We start from the raw sequence: 15488 nt of genomic DNA on the forward strand, positions 1-15488 counted from the left end.
GAGCGATGGAGTCCAGCGCTCGCACCATTGTGGCCATGCTGCATTGCAGTAGCGATTGAAGGCCCCCCGATTCGAGCGTGACACGCCTATGGCGAACCCCGTGATCACAGGGGTGTGCCTCAAGACGACTTACAGAACAATTCACATCCAGAAACGCTTTTAAAAAATTGGGTTGCTTGGTGCTGGGCGAGGGCAGGGAGGTTTTGCTCCCCATCGATGTCAGCACGCGGTGACACTGCCAAGGGTCCCGTGATGGTTGCTTCGATCAATTCTGCGTGGACGGTTTGGAGTCGCAAGCATGCGATCGCCCCGGCTGTCTTGTTGCTGGCTTTGCTGGCCTCGTGCGGAGGGGGTGATGACACCACCGATGCAGCGAGCCCAAGCGACAGCGGTCGCGAGCATGCCGCTGCGCTACCTAACCCCACGGTTTTCGTTCCCCCTACGCCGATACCTGCGGACGCCTCGTCCAAGGGCATGTGGTCGCCTGTCTACAACTGGCCATTGGTTGCAGTGCATGCGACCTTGCTGCCCGACGGTCGCGTGCTGACCTTCGGCAGCAGTACGACAGGGCAACAAGGCGCCAATGCCATCTACGACGTGTGGGACAGCACGCTGGCGCCTGATGCGGGCCACCTGACGCTTCCCAACGGCACCGGCACCGACATCTTCTGCAGCTCCAACTTGTTGTTTGCGCCCCTGTCTGCGCAGTCGACGCCAAGCGTGTTCATTGCCGGCGGTGATAACTGGAACGGCACGTCGACGACGAATACGGCCAACCCGAACAGCAACATCTTCGACGTCACGACGCGGACGCTGACACGTCAGACCAACATGCAGAGTCCGCGTTGGTATTCGACGTCGACCACGCTGCTAAACGGAGAGATCTACATCCAGGGCGGCAGTGGCGGCAACCAGCGCCCTGAAGTCCGTGGGCTCAACGGCACTTTCCGTTTGCTCTCGGGCGCGAACACCGCGGGCATGGATGCGAACTACCCGCGCAACTACGTGGCGCCCGATGGCCGGATCTTCGGCTACGACTCGAATGGTTGGATGTACTACGTCGATCCGACCGGAACGGGCAGTTTCAGCCTTGCAGGTCAGTTGAATTCGTCATATGCCTCGTGGACGGGCAGTTCGGCGATGTTCCGCCCGGGGCGCATTCTTCACCTCAGTGGCAGCTCGAGCAACGCAGCCGTGATCGACATCACAAGTGGCGCGCCGGTGCTCACGCCGACGCAGTCGTTGTCGTCACAGCGGGCCTGGGTCAATGCCACCATCCTGGCCAATGGCCAGGTGCTCGCCACCAGCGGTAGCCGGGTGGCCAACACGCTGACCGGTGTGAACACGAAAGCGGAAATCTGGGACCCGGTCACCGGCCAATGGATGGTGGGTCCGGCTGCAGTCAAGCCACGCCTGTATCACTCCAACGCCTTGCTGTTGCCGGATGCGAGCGTGCTGGTGAGCGGAGGCGGTGCGACGGTCACGGTCGGTACCGGCCCTGCGGACAACTTGAACGCGGAGATCTACTACCCGCCGTATCTCTTCACCGCCTCGGGCCAACGTGCGCCCAGGCCTGTCGTCACCGCTGTCCCGGACTGGGCCGACATCGGCAAGGTGATCGCGGTAAGCGTGGCAAACGCCACCAGCGTGAGCCGCGTCGCCCTGGTCAAGACAGGTGCGTCGACCCACAGCTACAACATGGATCAACGCTTCGTCGATCTGACCTTTGTTGCCAATGGCCTGCAACTGTCCGTGCAGATGCCGTCGCGCGCAAGCGATGCGACCCCGGGCTACTACCAGCTCTTCGTGTTTGACCAGGCAGGCGTGCCCTCCGTGGCGCGCGTCGTTCGCATCGGCCCGGCGGCGACGGCCAACCCAGCCACCACGCCGACGCTGATCAACCCCGGCGCCCAGACCACCGAGCGCGGATCAGCTGTCAACATGGCGCTGACGGCGACCGATCCCAACGGCGACACCTTGGCCTTCAACGCCAGCGGCCTGCCCACCGGTCTCGCCATCAACAGCGCGACCGGGCAAATCAGCGGCACGCCAACCATTGCCGGCACCTACGACGTGGTGATCACGGTCAGTGACGGTGTCAATGTGGCCAGCGCCACCTTCTCCTGGGTCGTCACGTTCAGCAATGCCGTGGTGCTCGATCCCCTGCCGGCGGTCACGCCTGTGCAGACGGGTTTGTCGAGCAGTTTCACCGCAACCACGCACGGTGGCACCAACGTGGTGTACCGCTGGAACTTTGGTGATGGCACCGGCGATACGGCGTGGTCCAGCTCCGCCACCGTGAGCCACAACTTCTCGGGCCCGGGCACTTACAACGTGACGCTCAGCGTCACGGACGACAGCCAGCTGCTGCAGACCCGCAGCTTCATCCAGACGGTGTATCTGCCGGCCACGGCCAACAAGCCGAACGCGTCTTCCAACATCGCCATTGAAACCCCGGCGACCGGCAACCCTCGGCTCTGGGTCGTCAATCAGGACAACGACAGCGTCAGCGTGTTCGACACCGTCACGCGGGCGAAGCTCGGTGAAGTCGCCGTGGGCGCTGCGCCGCGATCGGTTGCGGTGGCAAGCAACGGGTTGGTGTGGGTCACCAACAAGCGCGGCGACTCCATCAGCGTCGTGAACCCGTCGACCCGCGTGATCGTCAAGACCATCGCCTTGCCACGGGCCTCGCAGCCGTTCGGCGTGGCCATGTCACCAGCATCGGGCCAGGCGTTCGTGGTGCTCGAGGCCACGGGGCAGTTGCTGAAGTTCGACAGCGTGAGCTACAACTTGCTGGGTACCTTGTCGGTGGGAGCCAATCCGCGGCATCTGTCGGTCGCAGCAGACGGCGTCAACGTGTATGTCTCGCGCTTCATCACGCCGACATTGCCGGGCGAGAGCACGGCCACGGTCACGACCAATGCCAGCACAGGCGCCGAGGTGGTAGTTGTCAGCGCGGCGGGCATGAGCTTCGTGCGCAACATCGTGCTGCAGCACAGCGAGAAGCTCGATCTCGAGAACCAGGGGCGCGGCATTCCCAACTATCTGGGTGCTGCCGCCATCTCCCCCGATGGCACGCAGGCGTGGGTGCCTTCCAAGCAAGACAACATCAAACGCGGTGCTCTGCGTGATGGCACCGGGCTCAACTTCCAGAACACCGTTCGCGCGGTGAGCTCGCGCATCGTTCTGTCCACCAGCCAAGAAGACCTGGGCAAGCGGGTGGACCACGACAACTCCAGCGTGGCGAGCGCCGCGGTGTACGACAGCCGGGGTGTCTACCTGTTCGTCGCACTTGAGACCAGCCGTGAAGTGGCGGTGGTCGACGCGCATGGCGGCTTCCAGGTCATGCGCTTCGACGTGGGCCGTGCGCCGCAGGGCTTGGCGATTTCTTCTGACGGCAAGACGCTCTATGTCAGCAATTTCATGGACCGCACCGTTGGGGTCTATGACCTGCAGCAGCTTCTCAGCAACGGCCAACTGAACGTTCCAGTCCTGGCGACGCTCACCTCCGTCGCGACGGAAGCGCTTGCCCCGAACGTGCTGCTCGGCAAGCAGCACTTCTACGATGCGCGCGACACCCGCATCGCACGTGACCGCTACATGAGCTGCGCAAGCTGCCACAACGACGGTGGCGGTGACGGCCGCGTCTGGGACTTTACTGGCCAGGGCGAAGGCCTGCGCAACACGGTACCGCTGAGGGGACGCTCAGGCGCGCAAGGCCCGTTGCACTGGAGTGGCAACTTCGACGAAGTGCAAGATTTCGAAGGCCAGATCAGAACCCTGGCTGGTGGCACGGGCCTGATGGGTGACGCTGCATTCAGCGCCGGCACACGCAGCCAGCCGCTGGGCGACGTGAAGACGGGTGTCAGTGCCGATCTCGACGCCCTGGCGGCTTACGTGAGTTCGCTGTCGGCATCGGAACCCAGCCCCTACCGGAATGCAGACGGATCGCTGTCGGCAGCAGCCACCGCCGGTCGCGCTGTCTTCCTGGCGCAGAACTGTGCTGCGTGCCACGGCGGCGTCGCGTTCAGCAACTCTGGTGCGATGGGTCTGCAGAACATCGGCACGCTCAAGGCATCGAGCGGCCAACGCCTCGGCGGGCCGTTGACGGGCATCGACATCCCGACGCTTCGCGATGTGTGGCGCAGTGCTCCCTACTTGCATGATGGATCGGCGCAGACAATCGACGAAGCGGTCATGGCGCACAACGCTGTGACCATCACCAGTGCAAACCTCACCTCTCTGGTGGCCTATCTGCGCGAGATTGGCGCAGAAGAGGCAGTGGCTCCGGGTACGTTGAGCAATCTCACAGGTTCTGTCGATGCGGCAACCAGCGGCGTCGATCTGACTGCCGTGGGCACAGGGGATTGGGCGCATTGGGGCGACGGCGGCATCCCGGGCCTGGTGCGCAAGGCCAGTGGCGGCTCGCAGATCAGCGACTACACCATGGTGCAAGGCGGCACAGTGGCCCGCTATGACAACGACCTCCGCGCAATGGCCTGGAGCGACGGCGCTCCCACCGCCACCGGCACTGCCAACCGCAACGGGCTTTATGTCTCTGGCCAAGGCAATGGCTTCCGGGTCTCTGTACCTGCAGGCACCGACAGCAGAACGGTGAGGGTGTACGTGGGCGGCTGGGCATCGTCGGGCACGCTGCGCGCGCACCTGTCTGACAGTTCCGCGGCCGACTACGTCAACACCACGGCAGTCGCCGCCGACCAGTACACCCGCGCGTACACCATCACCTACAGCGCCGCATCCGCAGGGCAGCAGCTGGTGTTGACCTGGGCTCAGGTCTCCGCCGCCGGCAACGTGACGCTGAACGGCGTGGCCCTGACCGGTGCCGCTGGTGGTCCGAACCAGGCTCCCGTTCTCGTGACACCGGCCGCTCAGTCCAGCATGCAAGGTCAAGCATTGGTGTTCGGCATCAGTGCCTCCGACCCCGATGGCGACACCCTGAACTACAGCGCCACCGGCCTGCCCACGGGCTTGGCCATCAACGCGGGCACCGGTGTGATCAGCGGAACGCCGACAGCCGCAGGCAGTTTCAGCGTGACTGTCACAGTGCAAGACGGTCGCGGCGGTACGGCGATCGCCAATTTCGTCTGGGCGATTCAGGCGCCGGCGAATCTGCCGCCGACCGTCGTCACGCCCATCACGCAAACCAGCGTGCAAGGCGTTGCGCTCACGCTGGCCATCAGCGCTACTGACCCCAACGGTGACGCGCTGGCCTACAGCGCCGTCGGCCTACCAGCAGGGCTCGCCATCAACACCGCTAGCGGGGTGATCAGCGGTACCCCGACCACGGTCGCCAGCAGCATCGTTGTCGTGACGGTGCAGGATGGCAAGGGAGGCGCTGCCACCGCCAGCTTCACGTGGGTGATCCAGGCGACGGCTCCCCCCAATCAGGCCCCGGTGGTCAGCACGCCGGCCGCACAGACGAGCACGCAGACTCAGCCGGTGAGCTTTGCCATCAGCGCGAGCGATGCTGACGGCGACACGTTGAGCTTCAGCGCCGTCGGTTTGCCTGCAGGCCTGAGTATCAATGCAACGACCGGCGCGATCGGCGGCACACCGACCACCGTCGGCAGCAGCAACGTGGTCGTCACGGTGGTCGATGGCCGCGGCGGTAGCGGGACGGCTTCGTTCGCGTGGACGATCCAGGCGGCGCCTCCGGGTAGCTTGGCCGGCACTGTAAGCACGGCCACCACGGCGGTGAACCTCACGTCTGTTGGCGCAGGGGACTGGGCTCACTGGGGCAACGGCGCGGTGCCGGGCTTGGTGCGCAAAGCCACAGGCGGCAGCCAGATCAGCAACTACACCTTGGCGCTCGCCGGCAACCCTGGCAACTACAACAACGATCTGCGTGCGCTGTCATGGACCGATGGGGCCCCCACGGCTGCCAGCGCCGCTAACACCAACGGCTTGTACGTCTCGGGCCAGGGCAACGGGTTCACGTTCACCGTGCCAGCAAGCACCACGAGCAGAACAGTGTCGGTGTATGTGGGCGGCTGGGCGTCGTCGGGCACATTCAAAGCGCATTTGTCCGACAGCTCGGCGGCCGACTTCACCGACACCACGACCGTGGCAACGGGACAGTACGCCCGCAACTACACCATCACCTATGCCTCAGCCGCTGCGAACAAACAGCTGGTCATCACGTGGACGCAAGCCTCGACGGCGGGCAACGTCGCTCTGAACGGCGTGGCGCTGGGCGCTCTGGTGACGGGCCCGAACAACGCTCCCACCCTGGTGACGCCCGCCGCTCAGACCCGCACCCAAGGTCAAGCGCTGACTTTGGCCATCAGCGCTTCAGATGCTGACGGCGACACCCTGAGCTACGCTGCCACGGGCTTGCCCGCGGGCTTGACGATCAATGGCACTACCGGCGTCATCAGCGGCACGCCCACCACCGTGGGCAACAACAGCTCCTCGGTCACCGTGCAGGACGGTCGTGGCGGCAGCGCCACCGCCAATTTCACGTGGGTCATTCAAGCGCCGGCCAATCTGCCGCCGACGGTCGTTACCCCGGCAGCTCAAACAAGTACCCAAGGCCAGGCGTTGGTTCTGGCTATCAGCGCCAGCGACCCGAACAGTGACCCCTTGAGCTATAGCGCCACAGGCCTGCCTGCAGGCTTGGTCATCAACGCCGGCACGGGGGTGATCAGCGGCACGCCGACCACCTTGGGCAGCAGCAGCACCGTGGTGACTGTGCAAGACGGTCGCGGCGGTGTGGCCACCGCGAGCTTCGGTTGGACGGTACAGGCGCAGGCCAATCGGCTTCCCACCATCACGACTCCGGCAGCGCGAACCAGCACTCAGGGGCAGGCGGCGACCTTGGCCATCAGCGCGACCGATCCCGATGGCGACGCCTTGGCCTACAGCGCGTCCGGCCTGCCGACGGGATTGAACATCAATGCAGCAACGGGCGTCATCAGCGGAACGCCAACGGTCTTGGGCACGAGCGTCGTCGTCGTCACCGTGCAGGACGGGCGGGGCGGCAGCGCCAATGCCACGTTTAACTGGACCGTGCAGGCCGCGACTCCTGGCAGCCTCACGGGCACGATCAGTGCGGCGACGACAGCAGCCAATCTGACCAACGTGGGGACCGGCGACTGGGCACATTGGGGTGACGGGGGTGTCCCCGGCCTGACGCGCAAGTCCACAGGCGGCAACCAGATCAGCGCCTATTCGATGGTGCTAGGCGGCAGCGTGGCCGCCTACGGCGACGACCTCCGGGCCTTGTCGTGGACAGGTGGTACGCCCACAGCGACGGGCACGGGCAACACCAAGGGGGTGTACGTTTCGGGCCTGGGTAATGGTTTCTCGGTGACGGTACCGGCCGGCACCACCAGCCGCACCGTCACTGTGTATGTGGGGGGCTGGGCGTCATCGGGCACTTTCAAGGCCCACTTGTCCGATGGTTCCGCGGCTGATTTTGTCGACACCACCACGACAGCCACAGGCCAGTACGTGCGCAGCTACACACTGACCTATGCGGCAGCGGCCGCATCAAAACAGCTGGTATTGACCTGGATGCAGTCTTCTGCGGCGGGCAACGTCACACTCAACGGCGTGGCGCTCACGCCCTGAGGCGACCCGTGGGCCGGAGTTGAAGCGGTTGTTGTATTGATCGCTCATCTTCCGGCCAGGTCGCTCGCCGCGTGTGGGCAGGCGGCGACAACCGGCGCAGGCCAATACTCTCGTGCGCTATCCAGCAAACATGGGGCTGATTTTGCGAGGCCCCTACGGTTAGACTTTTTGTGTTTTCCTTGAACTGATTGCGTCCATGAACATCGCTGCGAGCACTTTTATCTTGATCCTCGTCAGCGTCGGCATGTCAGCCGTGGCGCAGGTGCTGCTCAAGACTGGCATGAGCAAGGGCGAGATCGGCCTGTCCCTGGCGCAACAGCACTGGACGTCTTCGGTGATGCTGGTGGCGACCAACCCATGGGTCATCGGCGGGCTGGTGATGTACTTCCTGAGTGCCGCCGTGTGGTTGCTGGTTCTTGCGCGGGTTCAGCTCAGTTTTGCCTATCCCTTCGTCGGCATCGGTTTCATTCTCACGATGTTTCTCGGGTGGTGGCTGATGGGCGACAGCATTGGCGTGCAGCGCGTCGCAGGCACTCTTCTGATTGCAGTCGGTGTGGTGTTGATCGCGAGGGGCGGATGATGACGATGACTCGAAGCCTGCCCCTTTGCGTCGACTGCGATGGGACCTTGATACGAACCGATCTACTGCACGAGTCGGTGCTGTTGCTGGCGAAGTCATCGCCGCTGTCACTGCTGAAGCTGCCGTTCTGGTTGTTGAAGGGCAAGGCCCACCTGAAGCAGCAGATCGCGCAACGCGTGTCGCTGAATGCCCAGTCCCTGCCGTACGACCCCGAGGTGCTGGATCTGATCAAGAACGCACGCGCGCAGGGGCGCAGCGTGGTGCTCGCGACGGCTTCGCCACGTGGCCAGGCCGAAGCCATCGCCGCCCATCTTGACCTGTTCGATCGCGTTGAGGCCACGGATGCGCGAACCAACCTTGCCGGCCCGAACAAAGCGGCCCACCTCGAGGGCCTTTTCGGGCGAGGCGGTTTTGACTACGCGGGGAATTCGCGCGCCGACTTGCCGGTGTGGGCCGTGAGCGCAGGCGCGATCGTGGTCAGCTCATCGACGTCGCTGCACAAAGCGGCTGCGGCGAGCGTCTCGGTGTTGCAGGTCATCAAACAGTTGCCGCGGTCGCTCAAGGTCTATGCGAAGGCAATTCGCGTTCACCAGTGGCTGAAGAACCTGCTGGTGTTCGTGCCTGTGTTCGCGGGGCATCAGCTCTCCGCAGAGCCCATCACCGCAGCGTTGCTGGCCTTCGCCGCTTTCAGCCTGTGCGCTTCAGCGGTGTACGTCATCAACGACTTGCTTGATCTGGCGTCTGATCGGGTGCATGCGCGCAAACGCAATCGCCCGTTTGCTTCTGGAGCGCTCCCCATTTCTCATGGCATCGCCATGGCGCCGGCCCTGCTGCTGGCTGCTGCATTGATTGCGGCGCAGTTGCCGATCGCATTTGCGGCCACGCTGGTCGCCTACTTTGCCGTCACCTGCCTGTACTCGTTCTGGCTGAAGAACCAAGTCATCGTCGATGTGCTGATGCTGGCTTCTCTGTACACATCGCGCATCATTGCCGGCTCGGCCGCCACGGAGATCGTGCCGTCGTTCTGGCTGCTGGCGTTTTCGATGTTCATGTTCCTGAGCCTCGCCATCGTCAAACGGTATTCGGAGATGCTGGTGGTCATCCAGCAAAACAAGACCAAGGCCGCGGGGCGGGGCTACGTGGTGTCGGACCTGCCCGTGCTGGTGAGCCTTGGCTCGGCCGCTGGCTACATGGCCATCCTGATCCTCGCGTTGTATGTCAACAGCCCCGATCTGAACGGGCTCTACCCGCGGCGCTGGGCGCTGTGGCTGGTGTTGCCGCCATTGCTCTACTGGATCAGCCGGGTCTGGATGAAGGCCCACCGAGGCGAGATGCACGACGACCCGGTGGTGTTCGCAGCGACCGACAAGCAGAGCTGGGTCATTGCCGTGCTGGTCGGATGCGCTCTGCTGGCGGCGACCCTGTGATGAGCATGAGCACGACTCCCAAGACGGCTGACGAGCGAGGTGTGCTTGGCTCCGGGGCATCGCTCCGGAGTTTGCTGACCTTGCTCGCAGTGGCCACGCTGTTGCGCGCCGTGTGGGCGTTGATGATCCCGGTTATGCCGGTCTCGGACAGCCATGCATACGACACCTTCGCCCGAACGCTGATGTCGAGCGGTGTCTTCGGCTGGAACGCCAACGAGCCATTCTCTTTCTGGCCTCCCGGAACCTCGCTCATCTATGCCGCGCTGTTCCGAGTCTTCGGTGCCGAGTACAACGCAATCGTCTGGCTGAATCTGCTCCTATCCGTGGGCCTGATCGTGTTGACGATGCGTTTGGCCACCCGCTTCTACGGCGCGCGTTGTGCGCTCTACGGCGGCTGGGTGCTGGCGTTGTGGCCGACGCTGATCATGTTCACCACGGTGCTGGCCAGTGAGCTGCCCTTCTTGGTGTTCGTCACCGCAGCGCTCGACGTGTGGACGCTGCCGAAACGCCAGGCGCTTTTGCGTGGGATTGCGGCAGGTGCGCTGCTTGGATGCGCCGCTCTGGTGAGGCCCGTGGCAATGGCATTGCCGGTGATCATCGGCGTGGCGGTTCTGCTCGATCGCGGCTTGTCGAAGTCTGCGGTGCTCGAGCAGTTGCGTCTGGTGGTTCCCGCGCTCATCGCGATGGCCTGCGTCATCGCCCCATGGACCATGCGCAACTACGCGCTCTACCATGAAGTGGTGCTGATATCGACGAACGGTGGGGTGACCTTGTGGATGGGCAACGCGCCGGGCACGACTGGCGAACACATGAACGTGCCGGCCTGGGCAGAGAAGCTGCGCGACGACAAACAAGACAAGGCGCTTGGCGAGCTGGCAAAGACCTACATCGTGAATGACCCAGTGGGCTTCGCCTTGCGGTCACTTCGCAAGTTCATCTGGCTCTACAACCATGAGTCGATCGGCGTGGCCTGGAACGAGGCCGGTCTCTCGGCGCGTTTCGGCGAATCGGTGTTGAGGCCACTGAAGCTGTTTACCCACGCAACGTGGGCGCTGATCCTGCTGACCTCCGTTGCGGGCCTGGGAGTGCTGATCAAGACGCGTGGGTTCTGGCGTGCAGTGTGTGGCCCTGTCGTCGTCACCATCGCCTTCTACAGCGCGATTCACAGCGCCGTCGTGTCTCAGGACAGATACCACTTGGAATTTGCTGTGCAACTGGCACTGTTGGCGGGCGTAGCGCTCAACGCATTGTTTGCCCGGTGGCGTACCAGCGCTGCTAATCGACAGTCTGTGTCGGTGACAGAGCGCGAACCCGGCCTTGAGTTGAGCGGCGCGAAGAAGGGTTGATCGTGAGCATGTTTGCCAGGGCGCTGGTTCTCGGGTTGGCCATGTGCGCCGCGAGTGTGGCGCCAGTGCTGCTTCGCGATGGAGAGTTCGCTGGCGCTCGTGTCGCGCCGATGGATCTGGAGCGCATCGTGCCCAGAGAATTTGGCCTCTGGCGTGAGATGGCTGCGGCCGTGCAAGTGGTGAACCCTCAATCGAAAGAGCTCATCGACAAGCTCTACAGCCAGGTCTTGACGCGCTCTTACGTCAGTTCGGCCGGGCACGTGATCATGCTGACGATTGCGTACGGAAACGACCAGCGCGGCAACCTGGAAGTTCACAAGCCCGAGGTCTGCTATCCAGCGCAAGGCTTCACTGTGTACCAAAACGTTACTGGGAGCTTGGTCACATCCTCGGGTCCAATTGCCGTGCGCCGCCTCGAAACCAGCATGGGCGAGCGGAAGGAGCCGGTGACGTATTGGTCGACGCTGGCCGGCGGTGTTGTCGAGAATCGGTTCCAGAAGCGTGTCTCTGAATTGAAAGCGACCTTGGCGGGGCGCGTGCCGGATGGTCTGCTGGTGCGCGTGTCTTCCATAGACCCTGACACGGCACATGCATGGCAGGTCCATCAGACCTTCGTCGATTCGCTGCTGCAGTCGCTGCCCGACGCTGATCGAGCCCGGCTGGCGGGGCTGAACGCGAATTGACGCCGAAAACGGCTCGCTCCAATGAGCGCCCACATCCGATAACTGGCTCGCAAGGCCTCCCTCCGAGAGGAAGACGCGCATCAAGCCGTTGCTTGACCGCCGGGGACACGCGTCCTTTGCCGGTTATGTATCAACCCAGCCCCCCTCAGTTACGTGATTGACGTCTTGCGGCGCATTTAGGGCTCCCGGGTATCGGCATGGGTATTGCGACGTACTCCGCCATCGGCAATCGCAGCGATCTATGTAAGCAAATTTTTCGGAGCGCACTGCAGTTGCCGAAACACTCGCATACATCTCCATCAGGAGGCCCCACGACAATGGTCTTTGGTGAGTGTGCGTTTGTGCCGACAACAGCATCACAAGAGTCGCATCAGCGATCTGGTTCGAGTCCCTTGCCGCGACACCTGTCGTGAGCTCCGGTCAAGTTATCAAAAAGAAAGATCCGACATGAGTATCAGCGCCGCCACCTACAACAGGTACATGACCTGTTTGGCTTTGATTGCCGCAGTGTCTGTCTCTGCTTGCGGCGGAAGCGATATCGGTTCGAACGATTCGGGATCGAATGGTGGCTCTGGATCCGCTCCGGCGCCGGCCCCTGTACCGGCACCAGCRCCAGCGCCGACYCCTGCACCAGCRCCWGCGCCGACTCCTGCACCAGCRCCAGCGCCGACTCCTGCACCAGCGCCAGCGCCGAMKCCTGCACCAGCRCCAGCACCAGCGCCGGCGCCGGCGCCAGTAGCGATGGTGACGATCAACATGAACCTGGTTCCGAAGCTGAGCCAGAACCCGGTAGGTGGATGGTCCCAAGACATGTTGGTGCCGACCACTGAAGTCGCACCGTCTTCTGACATCGGCGCCTTCCGCACAGGTTGCCAGGCAACGAAGTTCGCATTTGACGACCCGATCGTGTATCCAGGTCAGCCCGGCAAGAGCCACCTGCACACCTTCTTCGGCAACACGGGCATCGATGCTTATTCGACGGCTACGAGCTTGTCGACCACTGGCAACAGCACCTGCCGCGGCGGCACGATCAACCGCAGCTCGTACTGGGTGCCGTCGATGATCGACACCCGCACCGGCGCGCCACTCTCGCCGATGTTCGAGTCCAACTTCTATTACAAGACCGGCTATGCGCTGCCACCGGGCGCCATCACGGAAGTGCCGTTGGGCTTGCGGATGATTGCAGGCGATCCGAAGGGCAACCCCAGCGCGCCGAGCAGCGCGGCCATCTATGCGTGTGTATGGAACGGTGGCAATTCGGACTGGAGCAGCAGCATCCCGACCAATTGCCCGGGCGGCGATGGAAGCTGGCTCATCATGGGTGTCGACTTCCCGCAGTGCTGGGACGGCGTGAATCTTGATTCACCCGATCACAAGAGCCACATGACGAACCCCGTCAACGTGAAGGCGAACAACACTGGCAACTGCCCGGCGTCGCACCCGGTTGCATTGCCACAGATCGCGTACCAGATCCTCTACCAGATCAGAGTCACGGGCGAAACGAAGTATTGGCGTCTGTCGAGTGACAACTACGATCTGACGAAGCCGGCGGGCTTCAGCGGCCACGGAGACTACTTCATGGCCTGGAAGCCTGAGATCGTGAAGGCCTGGACCAAGAACTGCGACAACGCACAGAAGGACTGCCACTCTCACCTGCTGGGTGACGGTCGCATGATGGTCATCCCCTGAGCCCTAGGGCAGGGCGAGGTCGCTGAGAGCTTCTGACTCGATAGTCACGCGCCTGCCTTGCAGCAACTTTGCGAAGGCCGCAGCCGAAAGGTTTGCGGCCTTCTGCTTTGTGGTCGACGAAGGAACGGCGGCGGTACGTCAGTGCCGCTGCCGGCGACGCAGCGCCACCCCTTTACTCGAGACTTCTTGAATCAACGGCTTTTGCATTGCTCAGGTGCGATTCAGCACCAGAGATGCACTAAGCGCGGAAAGCGGCCTAGTTCAGATGGGACATCAAACGATCTCAGACCGTCGCAGCTGTTTGCCTTCGGGCACTGGGAGTTGCGGCGCAGCCAGGCTGGCCACCCAAGTGCTCGTGGCTGCCATCAGTTTCTGCTGAGCAGACAAGGGCGTTGCGATGTGATCGACTTCCGGCCAGTAGTCATCGCGGATGTGCCGCAGGAACGGGGCATTTCTGAATGCGTCTTTCAGTTGGCCCCGATAGTTATGGTGTACCAACAGACTTCCGGAATAGATCAGATAGACGGCGGCGCCCCGCCCCGTCAGTGACTCCATGGCGCGCGCAAATTCCTCGCGCGATGGAATGGCCTGGTCCGAGTTCGCATTGAAGATGCTGGCCGGCGTTGGTGCCGAGCGAGCCATTCCCAGGAGCCCTCTCACCCGGTCACGCACCTTGGCAACAACTGTCTTCCAGTGAAGAGTGCGAAGGCGCACCCAGTCGTGAAGCATCTGGGTCTTGAAGGTTGGGAACGTGAAGCCATCGAACATCAGCAGGCCGACCACACGGGTGTCCGTCTGAGCCAACCAGTAGCCGTTGCTGGCGCCCGAGCAAATGCCCAATACGGCGAAACGCCGAATTCCGGTCTCTTTCTCGACCAGGTCCATGGCGGACTTCAAGTCCTGGATCGACTGGTCTCGAAAGCTTGACCGGCTATGAGCTGCGGCGCTGTCGCCAATGCCCGAAAGATCCAGCCGCAAGCTGTAGACGCCGATGTCCGCAAGCTGGCGTGCCAGCTTGACGTTCAAGCGGCGAGGGCCGACCCGATGCGTGACGCCGACGTTCAGCAGCAGACAAGCCGGTGCCTGCGCGTTGGCTTTGGTCGGTGAGGTCAGGATTCCCAGCAGGTTTCGCTCGGGGCCGAAAAGAATGGGTGACTCGGTCATGTCATCGATCGATGGCAAGCATCAGTTGCTGAACGGCATCTGCCGGGACCAGGGCAGCATTGAGCGAATCGTCTGATGTCCACTCCAGTGTGTGCTTCAACGCGACCGATTGAAGTTTGACCCCCGAAGCTTGCTGCGCGCTCACCCAGGCGGCAACGCCTGGGTCGTCCGGATCGGCGATGACCGTGGTCTGTACCGTCTGGGGAATCGACAGCTGAGCAGCATGCAGTGTCGACAACTGCTTGCGCAACGCCGGCGGTATAGCAAAGCCGATGGCCTCGTCGCTGAATGCCGCGGGATCGCTCGCCAGTTTCACGCGCCAGGCCGGATCGGGGACGCTGTAGCTGGTCTCCAGGGCTTCGACATGCTTCTTGCGAAGCAGCTGGGCATAGGCTGATGCTTCGACGACAGGGTCCCACACCACAAGGCGCTGTGCGCTCCGTGCGGACTGCCCTAACGCCTGAATCGCCGCCACCGCGCCCAGGCGCGATGCCACCCAAGTCGCGTTGGCTGAGCCTGACAAGCGCCCCAGCTCTTCGTGGGCTGTCTGGATATCGGTGCGCCAGCTTTGCAAATCTGCCTGATCGTCGTCCCCAGCGGAGTCGCCCGTACCGAAGTAGTCGAATCGAAGCACATGAATGCCAGCCTTGGCGAGCCGAATCGCCAGCACCCGGAAGAGGCGATGGGTACGAATGGCTTCCTGGCCGAACGGGTTGCACAGCAACACGCCCAGGCTCTGCATGCGGCCGGGACTGGCTTCGTGGAACGCGCCAAACAGTCGACGCGAGGGAGGTCCAAAGAAAAGAGGAAGCATTGCGGCAATGTTAAGCAACTATGGCCAAGGCCGCTTGGGTGGTCGGGCACCCTTCGATGCAGCAACATCGGCTTGCGGTTGCTTCGTTGCAGCCGGCAGGTTGACCGGCGCTACCCCGCATGGATATGCGATGTTCCATCGACCTTGAACCGCCGCGGGCAATTCCAATGGATCTGCGTATCGCCGGAGCCC

8 protein-coding genes are annotated in these 15488 nt (G+C 63.1%); 6 read left to right on the forward strand and 2 right to left on the reverse strand.

Annotated features, from left to right (window positions below; all coding sequences use genetic code 11):
• The first annotated feature begins 474 nt into the window (after positions 1–474).
• From AC1DYS_RS16945 to AC1DYS_RS16970, 6 genes are all read left to right on the forward strand, one after another.
• Entirely contained in the window at positions 475–7593 is a 7119-nt protein-coding gene (locus AC1DYS_RS16945) for a putative Ig domain-containing protein (RefSeq protein ID WP_477901173.1), read from the forward strand.
• 196 nt (positions 7594–7789) lie between these two features.
• On the forward strand, positions 7790–8173 hold the full coding sequence (locus AC1DYS_RS16950) for a DMT family transporter (protein WP_047493887.1): 384 nt from the start codon (positions 7790–7792) through the stop codon (positions 8171–8173).
• Positions 8170–9600: a UbiA family prenyltransferase gene (locus AC1DYS_RS16955; protein ID WP_477901175.1), complete on the forward strand. Its 1431-nt coding sequence runs from the start codon at positions 8170–8172 to the stop codon at positions 9598–9600. Before AC1DYS_RS16950 ends, AC1DYS_RS16955 begins: the two co-directional genes overlap by 4 nt.
• A 5-nt stretch (positions 9601–9605) precedes the next feature.
• Positions 9606–10946 carry a hypothetical protein gene (locus tag AC1DYS_RS16960; protein WP_477901177.1) on the forward strand — a complete coding sequence of 447 codons (1341 nt, stop codon included), beginning with the start codon at positions 9606–9608 and terminating at the stop codon, positions 10944–10946.
• Between the two features lie 8 nt (positions 10947–10954).
• Entirely contained in the window at positions 10955–11629 is a 675-nt protein-coding gene (gene epsI, locus AC1DYS_RS16965; RefSeq protein WP_477901914.1) for an exosortase-associated protein EpsI, B-type, read from the forward strand.
• A gap of 756 nt (positions 11630–12385) precedes the next feature.
• Positions 12386–13318 carry a DUF1996 domain-containing protein gene (locus AC1DYS_RS16970; protein WP_197068122.1) on the forward strand — a complete coding sequence of 311 codons (933 nt, stop codon included), beginning with the start codon at positions 12386–12388 and terminating at the stop codon, positions 13316–13318.
• Between the two features lie 273 nt (positions 13319–13591).
• Here AC1DYS_RS16970 and AC1DYS_RS16975 read toward each other — a convergent pair whose 3' ends face one another.
• Positions 13592–14482 carry an alpha/beta hydrolase family protein gene (locus AC1DYS_RS16975; protein WP_477901180.1) on the reverse strand — a complete coding sequence of 297 codons (891 nt, stop codon included), beginning with the start codon at positions 14480–14482 and terminating at the stop codon, positions 13592–13594.
• Position 14483: 1 nt separating this feature from the next.
• On the reverse strand, positions 14484–15296 hold the full coding sequence (locus AC1DYS_RS16980; RefSeq protein ID WP_477901182.1) for a serine aminopeptidase domain-containing protein: 813 nt from the start codon (positions 15294–15296) through the stop codon (positions 14484–14486).
• Positions 15297–15488 lie beyond the last annotated feature (192 nt).

Source organism: Rhizobacter sp. P2_G4 (assembly GCF_056403575.1).

Coding starts and splice junctions, on each gene's coding strand:
- AC1DYS_RS16945 (WP_477901173.1), top strand. CDS start 475: ATGTGGTCGCCTGTCTACAACTGGCCATTGGTTGCAGTGCATGCGACC.
- AC1DYS_RS16950 (WP_047493887.1), top strand. CDS start 7,790: ATGAACATCGCTGCGAGCACTTTTATCTTGATCCTCGTCAGCGTCGGC.
- AC1DYS_RS16955 (WP_477901175.1), top strand. CDS start 8,170: ATGATGACGATGACTCGAAGCCTGCCCCTTTGCGTCGACTGCGATGGG.
- AC1DYS_RS16960 (WP_477901177.1), top strand. CDS start 9,606: ATGAGCACGACTCCCAAGACGGCTGACGAGCGAGGTGTGCTTGGCTCC.
- epsI (WP_477901914.1), top strand. CDS start 10,955: ATGTTTGCCAGGGCGCTGGTTCTCGGGTTGGCCATGTGCGCCGCGAGT.
- AC1DYS_RS16970 (WP_197068122.1), top strand. CDS start 12,386: ATGAACCTGGTTCCGAAGCTGAGCCAGAACCCGGTAGGTGGATGGTCC.
- AC1DYS_RS16975 (WP_477901180.1), bottom strand. CDS start 14,482: ATGACCGAGTCACCCATTCTTTTCGGCCCCGAGCGAAACCTGCTGGGA.
- AC1DYS_RS16980 (WP_477901182.1), bottom strand. CDS start 15,296: ATGCTTCCTCTTTTCTTTGGACCTCCCTCGCGTCGACTGTTTGGCGCG.